This window comes from Streptomyces sp. NPDC048349, assembly GCF_040651925.1.
Lineage (GTDB): Bacteria > Actinomycetota > Actinomycetes > Streptomycetales > Streptomycetaceae > Streptomyces.
The window spans coordinates 1-17,333 of sequence record NZ_JBEZLA010000078.1 but is presented as its reverse complement, the minus strand read 5'-3'; the positions used below and the strand labels follow the sequence as shown (position 1 = coordinate 17,333).

At 71.2% G+C, this 17,333-nt stretch carries 16 protein-coding genes; 9 read left to right on the top strand and 7 right to left on the bottom strand.

The annotated features are described in order from the left end of the window. Nucleotides 1-204 precede the first annotated feature (204 nt). From AB0D44_RS30415 to AB0D44_RS30390, 6 genes are all read left to right on the top strand, one after another. Nucleotides 205-1,014 carry a redox-sensing transcriptional repressor Rex gene (locus AB0D44_RS30415; RefSeq protein WP_362596835.1) on the top strand — a complete coding sequence of 270 codons (810 nt, stop codon included), beginning with the start codon at nucleotides 205-207 and terminating at the stop codon, nucleotides 1,012-1,014. Next, nucleotides 1,011-2,753 (top strand): glutamyl-tRNA reductase, encoded by a 1,743-nt coding sequence (locus AB0D44_RS30410; RefSeq protein WP_362596832.1) that lies wholly within the window; start codon nucleotides 1,011-1,013, stop codon nucleotides 2,751-2,753. The genes AB0D44_RS30415 and AB0D44_RS30410 overlap by 4 nt, the downstream gene beginning before the upstream one ends. Then, on the top strand, nucleotides 2,750-3,718 hold the full coding sequence (hemC, locus tag AB0D44_RS30405) for a hydroxymethylbilane synthase (RefSeq protein ID WP_362596830.1): 969 nt from the start codon (nucleotides 2,750-2,752) through the stop codon (nucleotides 3,716-3,718). The genes AB0D44_RS30410 and hemC overlap by 4 nt, the downstream gene beginning before the upstream one ends. After that, nucleotides 3,715-5,382: a bifunctional uroporphyrinogen-III C-methyltransferase/uroporphyrinogen-III synthase gene (locus AB0D44_RS30400; protein WP_361752531.1), complete on the top strand. Its 1,668-nt coding sequence runs from the start codon at nucleotides 3,715-3,717 to the stop codon at nucleotides 5,380-5,382. The genes hemC and AB0D44_RS30400 overlap by 4 nt, the downstream gene beginning before the upstream one ends. A 100-nt stretch (nucleotides 5,383-5,482) precedes the next feature. Beyond that, nucleotides 5,483-6,484 (top strand): porphobilinogen synthase, encoded by a 1,002-nt coding sequence (hemB, locus tag AB0D44_RS30395; protein WP_362596827.1) that lies wholly within the window; start codon nucleotides 5,483-5,485, stop codon nucleotides 6,482-6,484. Between the two features lie 67 nt (nucleotides 6,485-6,551). Further along, complete coding sequence (locus tag AB0D44_RS30390) at nucleotides 6,552-6,824, top strand: DUF1876 domain-containing protein (protein ID WP_362596825.1); 273 nt, start codon at nucleotides 6,552-6,554, stop codon at nucleotides 6,822-6,824. 72 nt (nucleotides 6,825-6,896) lie between these two features. Here AB0D44_RS30390 and AB0D44_RS30385 read toward each other — a convergent pair whose 3' ends face one another. Both AB0D44_RS30385 and AB0D44_RS30380 read right to left on the bottom strand, forming a co-directional pair. After that, nucleotides 6,897-7,643, bottom strand: a complete 747-nt coding sequence (locus AB0D44_RS30385; protein ID WP_362596822.1) for an ABC transporter permease — start codon at nucleotides 7,641-7,643, stop codon at nucleotides 6,897-6,899. Beyond that, nucleotides 7,640-8,566 carry an ATP-binding cassette domain-containing protein gene (locus AB0D44_RS30380; protein WP_362596819.1) on the bottom strand — a complete coding sequence of 309 codons (927 nt, stop codon included), beginning with the start codon at nucleotides 8,564-8,566 and terminating at the stop codon, nucleotides 7,640-7,642. The genes AB0D44_RS30385 and AB0D44_RS30380 overlap by 4 nt, the downstream gene beginning before the upstream one ends. A gap of 99 nt (nucleotides 8,567-8,665) precedes the next feature. Here AB0D44_RS30380 and AB0D44_RS30375 point away from each other — a divergent pair, with 99 nt between their 5' ends. Further along, nucleotides 8,666-9,436, top strand: coding sequence for a TetR/AcrR family transcriptional regulator (locus AB0D44_RS30375; RefSeq protein ID WP_362596816.1), 771 nt, complete (start codon nucleotides 8,666-8,668; stop codon nucleotides 9,434-9,436). On the opposite strand, the gene AB0D44_RS30370 is transcribed toward AB0D44_RS30375, so the two are convergent. Next, nucleotides 9,408-9,659 carry a DUF397 domain-containing protein gene (locus AB0D44_RS30370; RefSeq protein WP_362596813.1) on the bottom strand — a complete coding sequence of 84 codons (252 nt, stop codon included), beginning with the start codon at nucleotides 9,657-9,659 and terminating at the stop codon, nucleotides 9,408-9,410. The genes AB0D44_RS30375 and AB0D44_RS30370 overlap by 29 nt on opposite strands. After that, the gene (locus AB0D44_RS30365; protein WP_362596811.1) at nucleotides 9,656-10,441 is read right to left on the bottom strand and encodes a helix-turn-helix transcriptional regulator; all 786 of its coding nucleotides are present in this window, start codon (nucleotides 10,439-10,441) and stop codon (nucleotides 9,656-9,658) included. Before AB0D44_RS30365 ends, AB0D44_RS30370 begins: the two co-directional genes overlap by 4 nt. A gap of 179 nt (nucleotides 10,442-10,620) precedes the next feature. On the opposite strand from AB0D44_RS30365, the gene AB0D44_RS30360 reads away from it, so the two are divergent. Next, nucleotides 10,621-10,980, top strand: coding sequence for an ATP-binding protein (locus AB0D44_RS30360; RefSeq protein WP_362596809.1), 360 nt, complete (start codon nucleotides 10,621-10,623; stop codon nucleotides 10,978-10,980). A 12-nt stretch (nucleotides 10,981-10,992) separates the two neighbouring features. Here AB0D44_RS30360 and AB0D44_RS30355 read toward each other — a convergent pair whose 3' ends face one another. The 3 genes from AB0D44_RS30355 to argS all read right to left on the bottom strand — a co-directional run bounded on the left by AB0D44_RS30355 (nucleotide 10,993) and on the right by argS (nucleotide 15,287). Then, on the bottom strand, nucleotides 10,993-11,790 hold the full coding sequence (locus AB0D44_RS30355; protein WP_362596865.1) for a VOC family protein: 798 nt from the start codon (nucleotides 11,788-11,790) through the stop codon (nucleotides 10,993-10,995). 104 nt (nucleotides 11,791-11,894) lie between these two features. Next, entirely contained in the window at nucleotides 11,895-13,385 is a 1,491-nt protein-coding gene (locus AB0D44_RS30350) for a hypothetical protein (protein WP_362596807.1), read from the bottom strand. A 141-nt stretch (nucleotides 13,386-13,526) separates the two neighbouring features. Then, on the bottom strand, nucleotides 13,527-15,287 hold the full coding sequence (gene argS, locus AB0D44_RS30345; protein WP_362596804.1) for an arginine--tRNA ligase: 1,761 nt from the start codon (nucleotides 15,285-15,287) through the stop codon (nucleotides 13,527-13,529). A 178-nt stretch (nucleotides 15,288-15,465) separates the two neighbouring features. Here argS and lysS point away from each other — a divergent pair, with 178 nt between their 5' ends. Further along, the gene (lysS, locus tag AB0D44_RS30340; RefSeq protein ID WP_362596801.1) at nucleotides 15,466-17,196 is read left to right on the top strand and encodes a lysine--tRNA ligase; all 1,731 of its coding nucleotides are present in this window, start codon (nucleotides 15,466-15,468) and stop codon (nucleotides 17,194-17,196) included. Nucleotides 17,197-17,333 lie beyond the last annotated feature (137 nt).

Genomic DNA, 17,333 nt, shown 5'->3' with positions numbered 1-17,333 from the left:
GTTTTGCCCCCTTTGGGATTTGAACGGGTTCGGCGTGCCGTTGGTTCCGCTCCTGCGCCCCGAGGTTGCGTGACCCCGGTCACTTTGGTCGGACAAATTGGACACAATCTTTGTGCACGCGTTCACAAAGGCATAGCCTGCTGTCGACGGGGCGGCCTTGGGACAAGTGGCCGCCTGCAGCCCCGCTCATCCCGCAGGAGCATCGTGGCAACTGGCCGAACTCACCGACCGGCGACCCGCAGCCGAGGTATTCCCGAGGCCACTGTCGCCCGGCTTCCGCTGTACTTGCGTGCCCTCACCGCGCTCTCCGAGCGATCGGTGCCCACGGTGTCCTCCGAGGAGCTCGCGGCCGCCGCCGGAGTCAACTCCGCGAAGCTGCGCAAGGACTTCTCCTACCTGGGCTCCTACGGCACCCGCGGCGTCGGCTACGACGTGGAGTACCTCGTCTACCAGATCTCCCGCGAGCTCGGGCTGACCCAGGACTGGCCGGTCGTCATCGTCGGCATCGGCAACCTGGGCGCCGCCCTCGCCAACTACGGCGGCTTCGCCTCGCGCGGCTTCCGCGTCGCGGCGCTGATCGACGCCGACCCGGCGATGGCCGGCAAGCCGGTGGCCGGGATCCCCGTGCAGCACACCGATGAGCTGGAGAAGATCATCGAGGAGAACGGCGTCTCGATCGGTGTCATCGCGACGCCGGCCGGCGCCGCCCAGCAGGTCAGCGAGCGGCTGATCGCCGCCGGTGTCACCTCCATCCTGAACTTCGCCCCGACCGTCCTGTCCGTGCCCGACGGCGTGGACGTGCGCAAGGTCGACCTCTCGATCGAGCTCCAGATCCTCGCGTTCCACGAGCAGCGCAAGGCCGGCGAGGAAGCCGCCGCCGCGGCCGCCGAGACCAGCTCCTCCATGGGCGGCGCGGCCCCCGCCGCGGCCGTCGTGCCGCCGGCCGGGCGGGCCGCCGCCGAGGCGCGCAAGGGCGGTCCCGAGGGTGACGTGCCGGCGGTGATGCCGGCATGAGTCTGCTCGTCGTAGGACTGAGCCACCGCAGCGCACCCGTGAGCGTGCTGGAGCGTGCCTCGCTGGCCGCGGACGCCAAGGTCAAGCTGCTGCACGACACCCTCGCCGCCGAGCCGGCGACGGAGGCGGCGGTGCTCGCCACCTGCAACCGGATCGAGCTGTACGCCGACGTGGACAAGTTCCACGCCGGTGTCGCCGAGCTGTCCACGCTGCTGGCGCAGCACAGCGGGGTGGCTCTGGAGGAGCTCACTCCGTACCTGTACGTGCACTACGAGGACCGGGCGGTGCACCACCTGTTCTCGGTGGCGTGCGGGCTGGACTCGATGGTCGTGGGCGAGGGGCAGATCCTCGGCCAGATCAAGGACGCCCTGGCGCTGGGGCAGGAGCTGCACACCGCCGGGCGGCTGATCAACGACCTGTTCCAGCAGGCGCTGCGGGTCGGCAAGCGGGCGCACTCGGAGACCGGGATCGACCGCGCCGGCCAGTCGCTGGTCACCTTCGGTCTCGAGCAGCTCGCCGGTGCGCGCGTGCCGGTGGGCGAGTGGGCCGCCGGGAAGCGGGCGCTGGTCATCGGCGCCGGGTCCATGTCCTCGCTGGCCGCGGCCACGCTGGCACGGGTCGGTGTCGCCGAGATCGTGGTCGCGAACCGGACCGGCGAGCGGGCGGAGCGGCTGGTGGAGATTCTGGTTGCCTCGGGCACCGGGGTCGCTGCGCGGGCCATCTCGATGGCGGGTGTCGCCGATGAGCTGACACGAGTCGACGTCGTGGTGTCCTGCACCGGTGCGACCGGGCTCGTGCTGACCGCCGATGACGTGCTCGCCGCCGTGTCCCGGGGCTCCGACCCGGACCCCGCGCCTCACACGCCGGCAGGGCTGGTTCCGGCTGCTGCTGCAGATGTGGCTGCCGCCGAGGGGCTGGAAGACCGGGGCTCCGCCCCGGACTCCGCGCCGCACACGCCGGCGGGGCTGGACGCTGCCGTCGTGGCCAAGCTCGTTGCCGCCGCCCGGGCCGGAGGCCGGCTCGCCGATGCCGGGGCCGCGCGGACCATTGCCGCGCCCGTGGAGGCCGACGGGTGTCCCGTCGGGCCCGACGGGCGGGCCGCCCTGACCGGGGTCGACGCCAACTCGCTGGAACTGCACGGGACCTGGGCCGACCAGGGCGAGGCCGCCGCTCAGCGGCAGCCCCGGCGCGGCACCCGTACGCACGCCGACGGGCCGAGCGCCCGCCTGGCGCTGCTGGACCTGGCCATGCCCCGGGACATCGACGCCGCGGTGCACCGGATCCCCGGCGTGCGGCTGGTCGACATCGAGAGCCTTGCCGAGGCGTCCGCGGACGCCCCGATGGCCGCCGACGTCGACGCGGTGCGGACCATCGTCACCGGGGAAGTGGCGGCCTTCGGCGCGGCCCAGCGGGCCGCGCACATCACGCCCACCGTCGTCGCCCTGCGGGCCATGGCGGCCGAGGTCGTGGCCATGGAAGTGGCACGCCTCGACGGGCGGCTGCCCGATCTCGACGAACGGCAGCGCGCCGAGGTCACCCAGACCGTGCGCCGCGTCGTCGACAAGCTCCTGCACGCGCCGACCGTGCGCGTGAAGCAGCTCGCGAGCGAGCCCGGCGGCGCCGGGTACGCCGAGGCGCTGCGCGAACTCTTCGACCTCGACCCTCAGACGGTGGCTTCCGTCAGCCGGGCAGACGCGGCCGATCCGATCAACGACGACGACCCAGGACGGGCATCATGAACACACGTCCCGACCAGCCGCTGCGGCTCGGTACGCGGCGGAGCAAGCTGGCCATGTCCCAGTCGGGGCACGTCGCCGAGGCGGTACGGGCGATCACCGGCCGGCCCGTCGAGCTCGTGGAGATCACGACGTACGGCGACGTGTCGCGCGAGCACCTCGCGCAGATCGGCGGGACCGGTGTGTTCGTCACCGCCCTGCGCGACGCGCTGCTGCGCCGCGAGGTCGACTTCGCCGTGCACTCGCTGAAGGACCTGCCGACCGCGCAGCCCGACGACCTCGTGATCGCGGCCATGCCGCGCCGCGAGGACGCGCGGGACGCGCTCGTCGCCCGCGACGGTCTGACCTTCGAGCAGCTGCCCGACGGCGCCCGGATCGGTACCGGTTCGCCGCGGCGGACGGCCCAGCTGAACCACTACGCCCGCTCGCTCGGCAAGCGGATCGAGACCGTGCCGATCCGCGGGAACGTCGACACCCGCATCGGGTTCGTACGGGCCGGGGAGCTCGACGCCGTCGTGCTCGCCGCCGCCGGCCTGAACCGGATCGGGCGCAGTGACGAGGCCACCGACCTGCTGTCGGTCGACCACGTCCTGCCCGCTCCCGGCCAGGGTGCCCTGGCCGTGGAATGCCTCGCGTCCGATTCGGACCTCATCGCCGCGCTCGGCGAGCTCGACGACCCGCACACCCGGGCCGCCGTGACCGCCGAGCGTTCCCTGCTCGCCGCCCTCGAGGCCGGCTGCAGCGCACCCGTGGGCGCGTTCGCCGACCTGCTGGCCGACGGACAGACTGTCAATGAAATGCGCCTGCGCGGCGTCGTCGGAACCCTCGACGGCTCGACGCTGGTGCAGCTGTCCACCACCGGTCCCGTGCCCCAGTCGTACGACGAGGCCATGTCTCTCGGCCGCGAACTCGCGGACGAGATGCTGGCCAAGGGCGCGGCCGGTCTGATGGGGGAGCGATCGCTTTGAACCCCTCAAGTCCGACCACCTCCGCTTTCCCGGCACTCGCTGCCCACGGACACGTCACCTTCCTCGGTGCCGGCCCCGGCGACCCGGGTCTGCTGACGCTGCGCGCCGTCGAGGCCCTCGCCGCCGCGGACGTACTGATCGCGGAGCCCGAGGTGCTCGACGTCGTACGGACGCATGCGCGCGCGGGTGTCGACACGCCGCAGCTGACGATCGCTGACGAAGTGTCAGCGGCCGCCGGGGTCCCGGTGATCCGCGACGCCGCCAATCTTGTCATGGAGGCCGCACGGTCCGGCAGGCGGGTCGTGCGTGCCGTCACCGGCGACCCCGGTCTCGACGGCAACGCGGCCGAGGAGATGCTCGTCTGCGCCACCGCAGGGATCCCCTTCGAGGTGGTGCCGGGCGTCGCGACCGCCGTCGGCGTGCCCGCGTACGCCGGTGTGCCGCTCAGCGACAAGCAGGGTGCGGACGTGCGGTTCGTGGACGCGAAGAACGCGTCGGCGCGCTGCTGGAGCGAGGTCGGGGCGAGCGACGGCATCCTCGTCGTCTCCGCGACGCTGGAGACCGTCTCGAGTGCCGCCGCCGAGCTGGTGGGCGCCGGGCGCAAGCCCGACACCCCGCTGACGGTGACCGTCGCCGGTACGACCACGCGCCAGCGGACCTGGTCCGCGACGCTGGGCACGATCGCCCAGGTGTTCAAGCAGGGCAAGGTGCTCCCCTCGCCCGAGGGCGCCCGGCCGGTCATAGCCGTGGTCGGGGAGCACAGCGCCGCCGCGCGGCGCGAGGAGCTGGCCTGGTTCGAGTCGAAGCCGCTGTTCGGCTGGCGGGTGCTCGTACCGCGCACCAAGGAGCAGGCCGCCTCGCTCTCCGACCAGCTGCGTTCGTACGGCGCGGTGCCCCACGAGGTGCCGACGATCGCCGTGGAGCCGCCGCGGACCCCGCAGCAGATGGAGCGGGCCGTGAAGGGCCTGGTGACGGGCCGCTACGAGTGGATCGCCTTCACCTCGGTCAACGCCGTGAAGGCGGTGCGCGAGAAGTTCGAGGAGTACGGGCTCGACGCGCGGGCCTTCGCGGGGATCAAGGTCGCCGCGGTGGGCGAGCAGACCGCGGCCGCGCTCGTGGAGTTCGGTGTGAAGCCGGACCTGGTGCCGAGCGGGGAGCAGTCCGCGGCCGGGCTGCTGGAGGACTGGCCGCCCTACGACCCGGTCTTCGACCCGATCGACCGCGTGTTCCTGCCGCGGGCCGACATCGCGACCGAGACCCTGGTCGCCGGGCTGATCGAGCTCGGGTGGGAGGTCGACGACGTCACCGCCTACCGGACCGTGCGGGCCTCCCCGCCGCCGGCGGACACGCGTGAGGCGATCAAGGGCGGCGGCTTCGACGCCGTGCTGTTCACCTCCTCGAGCACCGTCCGCAACCTGGTGGGCATCGCCGGGAAGCCGCACAACGTGACCGTGATCGCCTGTATCGGGCCGGCGACGGCCAAGACGGCGGAGGAGCACGGGCTGCGCGTGGACGTGCTGTCGCCGGAGCCGTCGGTGTCGAAGCTGGCGGAGGCGCTGGCCGAGTACGGTGCGGCGCGCCGCGAGGCGGCCAAGGAGGCCGGCGAGACGGTGTTCCGGCCGAGCGAGCGCAGGCCGGGGGCGCGTCGGCGTCGTACGACGTGACCTGACGTGACCTGATGTCAGTGGGGTGGGCCCGGGCGCCGAGCGTCCGGGCCTACGCTTGTTCCCGACTGTTCTCGATGCTCGAAGAGGCGACTGACGAATGAGCGCGTACGGATCCTTCCCCGGCTCGCGGCCCCGGCGGCTGCGCACCACCCCGGCGATGCGGCGGATGGTCGCCGAGAACCGGCTGCACCCCTCGGACCTGATCCTTCCTGCGTTCGTGCGGGAGGGCATCAGCGAGCCCCTGGCGATCTCGGCGATGCCGGGCGTGGTCCAGCACACGCGCGACACGCTGCGCAAGGCCGCGGTGGAGGCGGTCGAGGCCGGGGTCGCGGGGATCATGCTGTTCGGTGTTCCGGCGGACGAGAACAAGGACGCCCTGGGCACGGCCGGCACCGAGCCGGACGGGATCCTCCAGGTCGCGATCCGCGACGTGAAGGCCGAGGTCGGAGACGACCTGGTGATCATGTCGGACCTGTGCCTGGACGAGTACACCGACCACGGGCACTGCGGCGTCCTGGACGAGCACGGCCGGGTCGACAACGACGCGACGCTGGAGCGGTACGCCGAGATGGCGCAGGTCCAGGCCGACGCGGGCGTCCACGTGGTGGGCCCGAGCGGGATGATGGACGGGCAGGTCGGCGTCATCCGCGACGCGCTGGACGAGACCGGGCACGAGGACGTCTCCATCCTGGCGTACACGGCGAAGTACTCCTCCGCCTTCTACGGCCCCTTCCGCGAGGCCGTCGCCTCCTCCCTCCAGGGCGACCGCAAGACCTACCAGCAGGACCCGGCGAACGCGCGGGAGTCGCTGCGCGAGCTGGCTCTGGACCTGGAGGAGGGCGCCGACATGGTCATGGTCAAGCCGGCCGGGCCCTACCTGGACGTCCTGTACCGGGTGGCGCAGTCGGTGGACGTCCCGGTGGCGGCGTACCAGATCAGCGGCGAGTTCGCGATGATCGAGGCGGCCGCGGAGAAGGGCTGGATCGAGCGCGACCGGGCCATCCTGGAAACCCTGCTCGGCATCAAGCGGGCGGGCGCGGACACGATCCTGACGTACTGGGCGACGGAGGTCGCGGGCTGGCTGCGCGCCGCTCGCTGAGCGCTCGCGCTCCGGCCCCGGCGGGCGCACCCTGGAGGGAAGGGTGACCCCGTGGAGGTGATGCACCATGTCCACGCTCGTCGGGTGGCATGTGGAGCTCGAATTCACCGAGGAGGGCCACCGCACCAGTGCGGCGGCCCTGGTCAGACTCGGGGACGGCTCCGAGATCAGGGCGCGGGGCTATGCCTTGCGCCACCCCTCCGACCCGGAGCAGCTGAGGGTCGGGGAAGAGATCGCGGGTGCTCGCGCGCTCATGGATCTCGCGTCGCAGATGCTGCAGAAGGCCCACTCCGAGATCGACGAGGCGACGGGCCGGCACTCCTACCCGCTCAACCGCTGAGCAGGTGAGCGGTGCGGCAGGTGGGCGGTGCGGCAGCGTTCAGGCCCGCTGACGGGTTCTCTCCGGAGCCCGTCAGCGGGTCCGTCGCTCGAAGAGGACCGCGGCCAGGGTCAGGGACAGGGCCGTGATCGCCGCGCACCAGATCAGGGCGAGCCAGGGGGCGTTGCCCGCGGGCTGGTCCAGGAGCAGGGCGCGCAGGGATTCGATCACCGGGGTGAGCGGCTGGTGTTCGGCGAAGCCGTGGAGCCAGCCGGGCATGGTGTCGATGGGCACGAAGGCGCTGGACGGGTAGGGCAGGAACATCATCAGGAAGGTGAAACCGCCCGCCGCCTCGGGGGACTTGGCGAGCAGCCCGAGCGTCGCGGCCAGCCAGGAGATCGCCGTGATGTACGTCGTGAGCAGCGCCGCCGCGGCCAGGAAGGCGGATGCGGAGGCCTGCGGGCGGAAGCCGATGGCGAGGGCGACGGCCAGGACCAGGGTGGTGGACACCAGGTTGCGCAGGACCGAGGCCGCCACGTGGCCGGCCAGGATCGGGATGCCGCCGATGTCCCGGGAGCGGAACCGGTCGATGACGCCGTTCTTCATGTCCTCGGCGACGCTGACGGCGGTGGCCGCCGCACCGAAGCCCGCGCACAGCAGCATGGCTCCCGGGACCACGTACGTCACGTACGTGGTGCCGGTGTCGATGGCCCCGCCGAAGAAGTAGACGAAGATCAGCATCAGCATGACCGGGAGCATCAGGGCGGTGATCAGCGCGTCCGGCCGGCGGCTGCTGATGCGCAGGCTGCGTCCGGCCAGGGTGAGGGCGGAGGTGCTCATGGGGCGGCTCCCGTCAGGGTGAGGAACACGTCGTCGAGGGTGGCGGTGCGGACGGCGAAGCGGTCCACCGCGGTGCGGTCCGGGTCGAGTTCGTCGAGCAGGGCCCGGACGTGGGCGGCGCTGCCGTCGGTGGGCAGGCCGAGGGTGAGGTCCTCCGGGGCGAGGTGGACGGCCCGCCCGGCGAGCGCCTCGTAGGCGCCGCGGGTGGTCAGGGTCAGGTCGAGGCGGTGGCCCGCGACGCGGGACTTGAGCGCGGCGGGCGTGCCTTCGGCGGCGATCCGCCCGTCGGCCAGGACGGCGACGCGGTCGGCGAGCCGGTCGGCCTCCTCCAGGTACTGCGTGGTGAGCAGGACGGTCGCGCCGTCCGTGCGCAGTTCCCGTACGAGCTCCCACAGGTCCTGGCGGCTGCGCGGGTCGAGCCCGGTGGTCGGCTCGTCCAGGAAGATCACCTCGGGCCGGGAAACGAGGCCCGCGGCAAGGTCGAGGCGCCGGCGCATACCGCCCGAGTACGTCTTCGCGGTGCGTCCGGCGGCCTCGGCGAGCCCGAAGCGCGCCAGCAGTTCGTCGGCGCGGGTACGGGACTCGCGCGCGGACAGCCCGGACAGGCGGCCCATCGTGCGGAGCATCTCGGCGCCGGTCTGCAGGTCGTCGATGGCCGCGAACTGCCCGGTGACGCTGATGCGTTCGCGGACCCGCGCACGCTCGGAGATGACGTCGTGCCCGGCTACGCGGGCGGTGCCGGAGTCGGGGCGGCTGAGGGTGGCGAGGAGGCGGACGGCGGTGGTCTTGCCCGCGCCGTTGGGGCCGAGGAGCGCCAGGACGCTGCCGCGGGGGACCGCCAGGTCGATGCCGTCGAGGACGCGCAGGTCCCCGTAGGACTTGGTCAGGCCGGTGGCGTGGATGCCGAGGTCATACGTGGTCATGGGACCACGCTCCCTTCTGCGTATGGGTTACGCTCTTCTGTGTAAGTAATACACAGAACTAGGATGGGGGTCAACGGCTTACGAGGGAGGGGGGTGGTGATGGCGAAGGAACCGGCGGGCGAAAGCGGGCTCCCGGCGAGCCTGGAAATGGCCTGGGGACTGCGCGAACGCCCCGGCAAGGGCCCGCGCCCCACGCTCACCCTCGCGCGGATCGTGGACGCGGCGGTCGCGCTGGCCGCGGGGGAGGGCATGGACGCCGTCTCCATGGGCCGGGTGGCCAAGGAGCTGGGCGTCTCGACGATGTCCCTCTACCGGTACGTCACGGCGAAGGAAGAGCTCTACATCCTGATGGCGGATGCGGGAGTGGGCACCCCGCCGGACCCCTCCGGGGGGGAGGGGGCGGGCTGGCGGGAGCTGCTGTCGGAGTGGGCGTACGCGCAGCGGGCCGTCCTGATGGCCAACACCTGGATCCTGCGCATCCCGATCACCGCGGCGCCGGTCAGCCCGAACCAGCTCGCCTGGATGGAACGCGGGCTCGCCGCGCTGGCCGGCACCGGCCTGCACGAGGGCGAGAAGCTCTCGACGATCATCCTGATCGGCGGGCTCGTGCGGAACGAGGCCACCATGGCCGCCGACATGATCGACGCCATGATGAAGTCAGGCGTCGCACCGGACGTGGCGATGGCCCAGTACCTGCGCACGCTGCGGCTTATGACCGGCCCGGACACGCACCCGTCGGTGACGCGGCTGCTGGATTCCGACGCGTTCGCCGGGTCCGGCGAGCCGGACTTCCAGTTCGCGTTCGGGCTGGGGCGGATCCTGGACGGGCTGGCGGAGCTGATCAGCTCGCGGAGCCGGCCCACGCCGTGAGGTCGGCCCAGGCGGCGGGGGTCAGGGTCAGGACCGGGCCGTCCGTGACCTTGGAGTCACGGACGTGGACAGCGGCGGGGCCGGTGGCGATTTCGACACAGGCGTCGCCGTCGCCGCCGCTGTGCGTGGACTTCCGCCAGGACATGCCGACTTCCAGACACTGGCCACCATCGCTGCCGCTGTAGCTGGACTTGAACCACTTCAGTGCGGTCGTGGCACTCATGTCTCTCCTAGCAGGCGGTTCAACAGACCCCGCGTCTGCTCGGTGTTGAGGGCCTGTGTCCGCAGCATCGCATACCTCCGGGCCAGGATGCTGACCTCATCCGGATCCGAGATGAGTTGGCTGCCACGTTGGCTTTCGGCGTAGCCGAGGTGCTGATGGTCCCGGGTTTCCAGGAGAGTGAAGGGGCCGTCGAGTGCCGCCTGAGAGGCGAGGCCCAGCGGCATCACCTGGAGACTCACGTCCGGGAGGTAGGAGCAGTTGCACAGGTGGCGAAGCTGCTCCGCGTACACTTCGTCACCGCCGATCCGGTCGCGGAGTACGGCTTCCCAGACGACGAAGCTCAGCGTGGGCGGATGGCTGCGGCGCAGTATCTTCTGCCGAGCGAGGCGCTTGACGGTCAGCGCCTCGATCTCCTCCTCCGGGTGGGCCGGAACGCGGCACGTGAACACCGCGCGGGCGTAGTTCTCGGTCTGGAGCAGGCCCGGTACGACCTGGTTGTCGAACCAGGACAGGGCGATCGCTGCCTTCTCCAGATCCATGTATTCCTCCGCCCACGGCGGGGTCACATCGACCTCTGGCATCTCGTGCGCGGCCACGGTCAGCACGCCCGGCAGGCCCAGGTGCTGATCCATCAGCTCGGCGACGTTCGGCATCAGGGCCCGGCGGCCCTGCTCGATGGAGGCGATGGTCTCCGCGTCCAGCCGGACCAGCTCTCCGAGCTGCTTCTGGGTCAGGTTCTTGGCGATGCGGGCGGCGGCCACCATCGCGCCGACCATCTTCATGGTCGTCGCGTTCGGCCGTACTCGTTTCCTCGGTGGCATGACGGTGAACTCCCCACCCGTGCTCCTGCATTACCCCGCGCCGACCCGTACTCATCACTGAGTACGGGTCGGCGATCAGTCACACGCTAGTCACTGCGCGCGACGATCGTCCCGTGAATGTGGATACTCAACCCGCCCTGATGCGTGACCGCCTCTACCACCGGGCGCACCAAACCGTGGCCACTGCCAGGCAGTTCGCGGCAGAGACACTTGACGTATGGGGTGTGACATCCCGCAAGGACGACATGTTGCTCTGCGTGAGCGAATTGGCCACCAACGCCCTGCGGCACGGGGTTCCGCCCGGCCGGGGCTACCGGCTGCGGCTGCTCGTCTTCGAGGACGCGACCGTCCGCGTCGAGGTGCACGACAGCGGGCCGGGGCTGTCGCGGATGGCGGAGCGGCCGCCCGGGCGGGGGCTGACGATCGTGGCGGCCCTCGCCGACGCCTGGGGCGTGCTGCCCCGGGCGCCGGGCAAGGTCGTGTGGTGCGAGTTCCGCTGACCCCGGGAGGGATCAGGCGGGCTGCTCGGGGGCCTTCGCGGTGATCACCGCGAACGGGGCTCCCTGCGGGTCGGCCAGGACGGCCATCCGGCCCGCCACCATGTCGAAGGCGGGCATCAGGACCTTGGCGCCGGCCTCGGCGGCCGCGCTCTGGATGCCGTCCACACTGTCGACGTGGAAGTACGGCAGCCAGTTCGGGGGCGTGCCGGGCGGGAGGTTGTCGAGGCCCGTCATCCCGGCCACGGCGCGGCCGGCGACCTTGAACTCCGTGTACGCCGGGCCGCCTTCCGCCTCGGACGGGGCGGCGGTGACCGGCAGGATGGCGGAGTAGAACGCGGCGGCCGCATCGGTGTCGCCGGTGCTCAGCTCGTTCCAGATCAGTGCGCCGTGCTCGTTGACGATGCCCGCGCCGTCGAAGCTGCCCGGCTCCCACAGGCCGAACGCGGCCCCGGTCGGGTCGGTGGCGACGGCCATCCTGCCGAGGTCCATGACGTCCACCGGGCCCATGAGGATGCGGCCGCGGGCGTCGGTGAGGGACTTGAGGGTGGAGTCGAGGCTGTCGGTGGACAGGTACGTCGTCCACACGGCCGGCGGCATCGGGTCGGGGATGCTGCCGTCCGGGTTCATCGCCTTCATGATCCCGGCGACGGGCTTGCCCTTGAGGGTGCAGACGGAGTAACCGCCCTGCTCGGGCGGGCCGATCTCGCCGGTCCAGCCGAAGAGGCCGCAGTAGAAGTCGAGGGCCGCCTGCTGGTCGGGGACCATCAGGTCGATCCAGCACGGGGCGCCGGACTTGTAGGGGCCGTTCATGTCGGGCACGGGGCTCTCCCGTCGGATGGGGGAAGGACGGGCCGTCCCCTACCCGGGGCAGGTGTACCGAACCGGGCCGTTCGGGTGAACGGCCCGGTCCCGGTTCAGGCGGTGGTGCGACGGCGGCGGCCGGTGCCCGCGACCAGGGCGGCGCCCAGGGCGAGGGCCACGCCCGCGCCCCCGAGGGCCCAGGTGGTGGCCGCGTCGGCGCCGGTGGCGGCGAGCTCGCCGCCGGTGCCGGTACCGCCGGTGGTGGTGTCGGTGATCGGCTTGGCGCCGCCGTTCGGGTTCGGCTGGTTGCCGTTGTCACCGGTGGCCGGGTCGGCGGCGACGATCTTCGTCAGGCGCGCCTTCGACCACGAGTGGGCCCACGGGGCCGGGGTCTCCGGGCTGACCTGGGACGTTCCCCAGGAGGAGATGCGCAGGTCGCCGAGCTGCGCATCGGCCGTCAGACGGATGCGGACCTGGACGTCGAAGCTCTGGCCGGCCGCGACCGGGCCGGCGGCGAGGTCGGCACCGAGGAAGGCGCTCTCCTCCCCGGCCTGGACCTCTGCCTCATGCCAGCCGGCGTTGCCGTCCTTGTCCTTGCTCAGGACCTCGACCTTGACCTGCGAGCCCTTGATCGGGGTCCAGTCGGGGCGGGCCAGGACCAGTCCGACGGCGAAGGTGTCCAGGGCCTCCTTGCCGGAGTTGTCCACGCGGACGGACAGGTTGGTCCAGCCGCCGCCCGCCGTGATGCTCTCCGGAACGCCGTTCACCGACAGAGCGGGGCCCTCGACGATCGGCGACTCCTCCCCGTCCTCGGCGCCTTCGATCTTGGCGTCGTACCAGGTGGTCGGGGCCCAGTTCTGAGTGCCGTCGATCTGCTTGCTCACGGCGTCGGAGGCCATGTCGAAGGCGACGCGCGGGGCGTCCGCGGTGAAGCTGATGCGCACGTCGATGTCGTAGCTCGCACCGCGGTCGAGAGGGCCGACGATGCCGACCCAGTAGCCGCTCATGCTGGAGCCGTCGCCGTCGGTGTTGAGCGCCGTGGCCGGCGTCCAGAAGGTGCTGCCGTCCTGGTGGGTGACGCGGTACTCGATCTTGTAGTGGCTCGACTTCAGCTTGCCCTCGGCCTTGCCGATCGACAGCTGGGGCTGGAGTCCGGGTACCCAGGTGTGGCCCGAGTTGTCGACCGTCACCTTCAGCTGGGTCCAGCCGCCGCCCGGCTTGAAGCCGTTCTTCGGGATGCCCGCGATGGTGACGTCGGGGCCCATCAGGATCCCGTCGGCGGCGTCCTGCTTGTCCGCGGCGGGCTTGGTCTCCTTCGCGGGCTGCTCGGCGGGCGCGGGTGCCGGGGCCGGTGCGGGCGCCGAGGGCTTCTCGGCGACGGGCGTCGGCGCGGGCGCTTCCACGACGGGCGCTTCCACGACGGGCGTGGTCGGAGTGGGTTCCGGCGCGGGCGGCGTCACGGCGTCGGTGGCATCGTCCTTCGGCGCCACGTCCGGGACGATCACGGCGGGCTGCTCGGCGGCCAGCGCGGGCGTGGCGGTCAGGACGGTCGGTCCGGCCACGGCCACCGCGGCCACGGCGGCCATGCGCTTGATCTTCTTCATTTGTTTCCCCCCATAAGTCTTTTGAACATGCTCAGATTAATGGGGCCGACGGGAAAGTTGATCGCTGGAAGATCACGAAACGCCAACGGCCCCGGCAGCAGCTGCCGGGGCCGTTGGCGTTTCGTGCGGGTTGTCCGGATGTCAGAGCTTCTCGGGCGTCCGGATGCCGAGGAGCGACATGCCCTTGGTGAGCGTGCGGGCCGTCAGGTCGCACAGGAACAGACGGTTCTCGACCTGCTGCGGGGTGTCCGCCTTCAGGACCGGGCACTCCGAGTAGAACGTCGTGTAGAGCGAGGCCAGCTGGTAGAGGTACGCCGCCAGCTTGTGCGGCGCGTACTCCGACGCCGCCTCGGCGATGAGTTCGCCGAAGTGGTCCAGGTGCAGGCCCAGCGCACGCTCGGCCGGGGCCAACTCCAGCTCCGGGTGGGCAGCGGGCTTCGCGTCCCCGGCCTTGCGCAGGATGGACTGGATGCGGGCGTACGCGTACTGGAGGTACACCGACGTGTCACCCGTCAGGGAGACCATCTGGTCCAGGTCGAACTTGTAGTCCCGGGCGGCAGAGGTCGACAGGTCCGCGTACTTCACCGCGCCGATGCCCACCTGAACCGCCCGCTCGCCGATCTCGGCCTCGGACAGGTCCTGCGCCTTCTCCCGCACGACGGCCGCCGCACGGTCGATCGCCTCGTCCAGCAGGTCCACCAGCCGGACCGTCTCGCCCTCACGGGTCTTGAACGGCTTGCCGTCCTTGCCGAGGACCGTGCCGAAGGCCAGCTGGACGGCCTTGACCTCGTCGTTCAGCCAGCCGGCCCGGCGGGCGGTCTCGAAGACCATCTTGAAGTGCAGGGACTGCCGCGCGTCGACCACGTAGATCAGCGTCGTCGCGCCCAGCTCGGCGACACGGTTGCGGATCGCCGACAGGTCGGTGGCCGCGTAGCCGAAGCCGCCGTCCGACTTCTGCACGATCAGCGGCGTCGGGTTGCCGTCCGGACCCTTCACGTCGTCGAAGAACACGCACAGCGCGCCGTTGGAGCGGACGGCGACGCCCGACTCCTCCAGCAGCTTGCAGGTCTCGACCAGCATGTCGTTGTAGCCGGACTCACCGATCACGTCGGGGTCCTGGATGTCCATGTCCAGCTTGTTGAAGACGGAGTAGAAGTAGATCTTCGACTCGTCCACGAACCGCTGCCACAGCGCCAGGGTCTGCGGGTCGCCCGCCTGGAGGTCCACCACCCGGGCCCGGGCGCGCGTCTTGAACTCCTGGTCGGAGTCGAAGAGCGCGCGCGAGGCCTTGTAGAGACGGTTCAGGTTGGACATGGCCTCCTCGCCGGAGACCTCTTCCTCGGACTTGTGGTCCAGCTCGTGCGGGTGCTCCAGCAGGTACTGGATGAGCATGCCGAACTGGGTGCCCCAGTCGCCGATGTGGTGGCGGCGGACCACCTTCTCGCCCGTGAACTCCAGGATCTCCACCATCGCGGCACCGATCACCGCGGACCGCAGGTGCCCGACGTGCATCTCCTTGGCCACGTTCGGCTGCGCGTAGTCGATCACCGTGGTGCCCGGGTCCGCCGCGAGCGGCACGCCGAGGCGGTCGTCGAGCGCCCGCGCCGCGAGCGTCTCGATGATCGCCTTGTCGGTGATGGTGATGTTGAGGAAGCCGGGGCCCGAGACCTCGATCTCCTGGATCAGGTCACCGGTCGCGATGCCCTCGACCACGGTCGCCGCCAGCTCGCGCGGGTTGGCCTTCGCCTTCTTCGCGAGCGCCAGGATGCCGTTGGCCTGGAAGTCCGCCCGGTCGCTTCGTCGCAGCAGCGGGTCGGCGGCACCGGCCTCCGGCAGGGCGGAGGCGAGGGCGTCCGCGACGCGCTGATTGACGGAGGAAGCGAGGGAAGGGACCGAGGCCATGAGCTGCCGTTCCTGTTGAGGTGCACTTGGTTGTTCCGACAAGTGCCGAGTATCCCACGGAGGTGCCCTCGGTTTCTCGGGAGAATCCCGGGAGGACCCCGGGTGACGAGCAACCCCGGAGCGGCCCGTTCCGTCTGGGAGAATGGCCGAAGCCAGCATTCGAGTAGAAGGACGTGTCGTGGCTCAGAGCAGCACCGAGACCGACTGGGTCTCCCGTTTCGCGGACGAGGTCATCGCCGAGGCGGAGCGCCGAGCACCCGGCAAACCTGTCGTCGTCGCGTCCGGACTCTCCCCTTCCGGCCCGATCCACCTGGGCAACCTCCGCGAGGTCATGACCCCGCACCTGGTCGCGGACGAGATCCGCCGCCGCGGCTTCGAGGTCCGCCACCTCATCTCGTGGGACGACTACGACCGCTACCGCAAGGTCCCCAAGGGCATCCCCGGCGTGGACGAGGAGACCTACGGCCAGTACATCGGCCGCCCCCTGACGGCCGTCCCCGCCCCCGCCGGCTCGCAGTACGGCAGCTGGGCCGAGCACTTCAAGGCCGCCATGGTCGAGGCACTGGCCGAACTGGGCGTCGAATACGACCCCATCAGCCAGACCGAGCAGTACACCTCCGGCGCCTACCGCGAGCAGGTGCTGCACGCGATGAAGCACCGCGGTGACATCGACGCCGTGCTCGACCAGTACCGCACCAAGCAGAAGCCCGGCGGCAAGAAGCCCCAGCAGAAGCAGGTCGACGAGGCCGAGCTCGAGGCCGCCGAGGGCTCCGGCGCAGCCGCCGAGGACGACGGCAGCGCCGGCGAGGCCGGCTACTTCCCGTACAAGCCCTACTGCGGCGCATGCGGCAAGGACTTCACCAAGGTCACCTCGTACGACGACGAGACCACCGAGATGACCTACGTCTGCACCGAGGACGAGTTCACCGAAACGGTCAAGCTCAGCGAGTTCAACCGCGGCAAGCTCGTCTGGAAGGTCGACTGGCCGATGCGCTGGGCCTTCGAAGGCGTCGTCTTCGAGCCCTCCGGCGTCGACCACTCCTCGCCCGGCTCCTCCTTCCAGGTCGGCGGCCAGATCGTGCACATCTTCGGCGGCGAACAGCCGATCGGCCCGATGTACGCGTTCGTCGGCATCAGCGGCATGGCCAAGATGTCCTCCAGCAAGGGCGGCGTGCCCACCCCGGCCGACGCGCTGAAGATCATGGAGCCCCAGCTGCTGCGCTGGCTGTACGCCCGCCGCCGCCCCAACCAGTCCTTCAAGATCGCCTTCGACCAGGAGATCCAGCGCCTCTACGACGAGTGGGACAAGCTGGAGGCCAAGGTCGCCGACGGCTCCGTCCTGCCCGCCGACGCGGCCGCCCACAGCCGCGCCGTACGGGTCGCCTCCCACGAGCTGCCCCGCACCCCGCGCCCGATGCCCTACCGGACGCTCGCCTCGGTCGTCGACATCACCGCCGGCCACGACGAGCAGACCCTGCGCATCCTCAGCGACCTCGAGCCCGACAAGCCGCTCACCTCCCTCGACGAGGTACGGCCCCGCCTGGACCGCGCGGAGAACTGGATCACCACCCAGGTCCCCGCCGACCAGCGGACCCTCGTACGCGAGGAGCCCGACACGGAGCTGCTGTCGTCCCTGGACGACGAGGGCCGCGCCTCGCTGCGCCTCCTGCTCGAGGGACTGGACTCGCACTGGTCCCTGGACGGGCTGACCACCCTGGTCTACGGCGTACCCAAGGTCATGGCCGGACTCGAGCCCGACGCCAAGCCCACCCCCGAGCTCAAGATCGCACAGCGGACGTTCTTCGCCCTGCTGTACCGCCTCCTCGTGACCCGCGAGACCGGCCCCCGCCTGCCCACGCTGCTGCTCGCCGTCGGCGCGGACCGCGTGCGCAAGCTGCTCGCCGTCTGAGCCCGCCCCGCACCACGGGCAAGCGAAGGGCCCGCACCCCTCAGCTTGGGTTCTAGGAGTCGTTGCAACGCCCCAGCACAAGGGGTGCGATGGACTTCGAGATCCGGGGGGACCGGAAGCCGCAGGGAGCCAGGAAG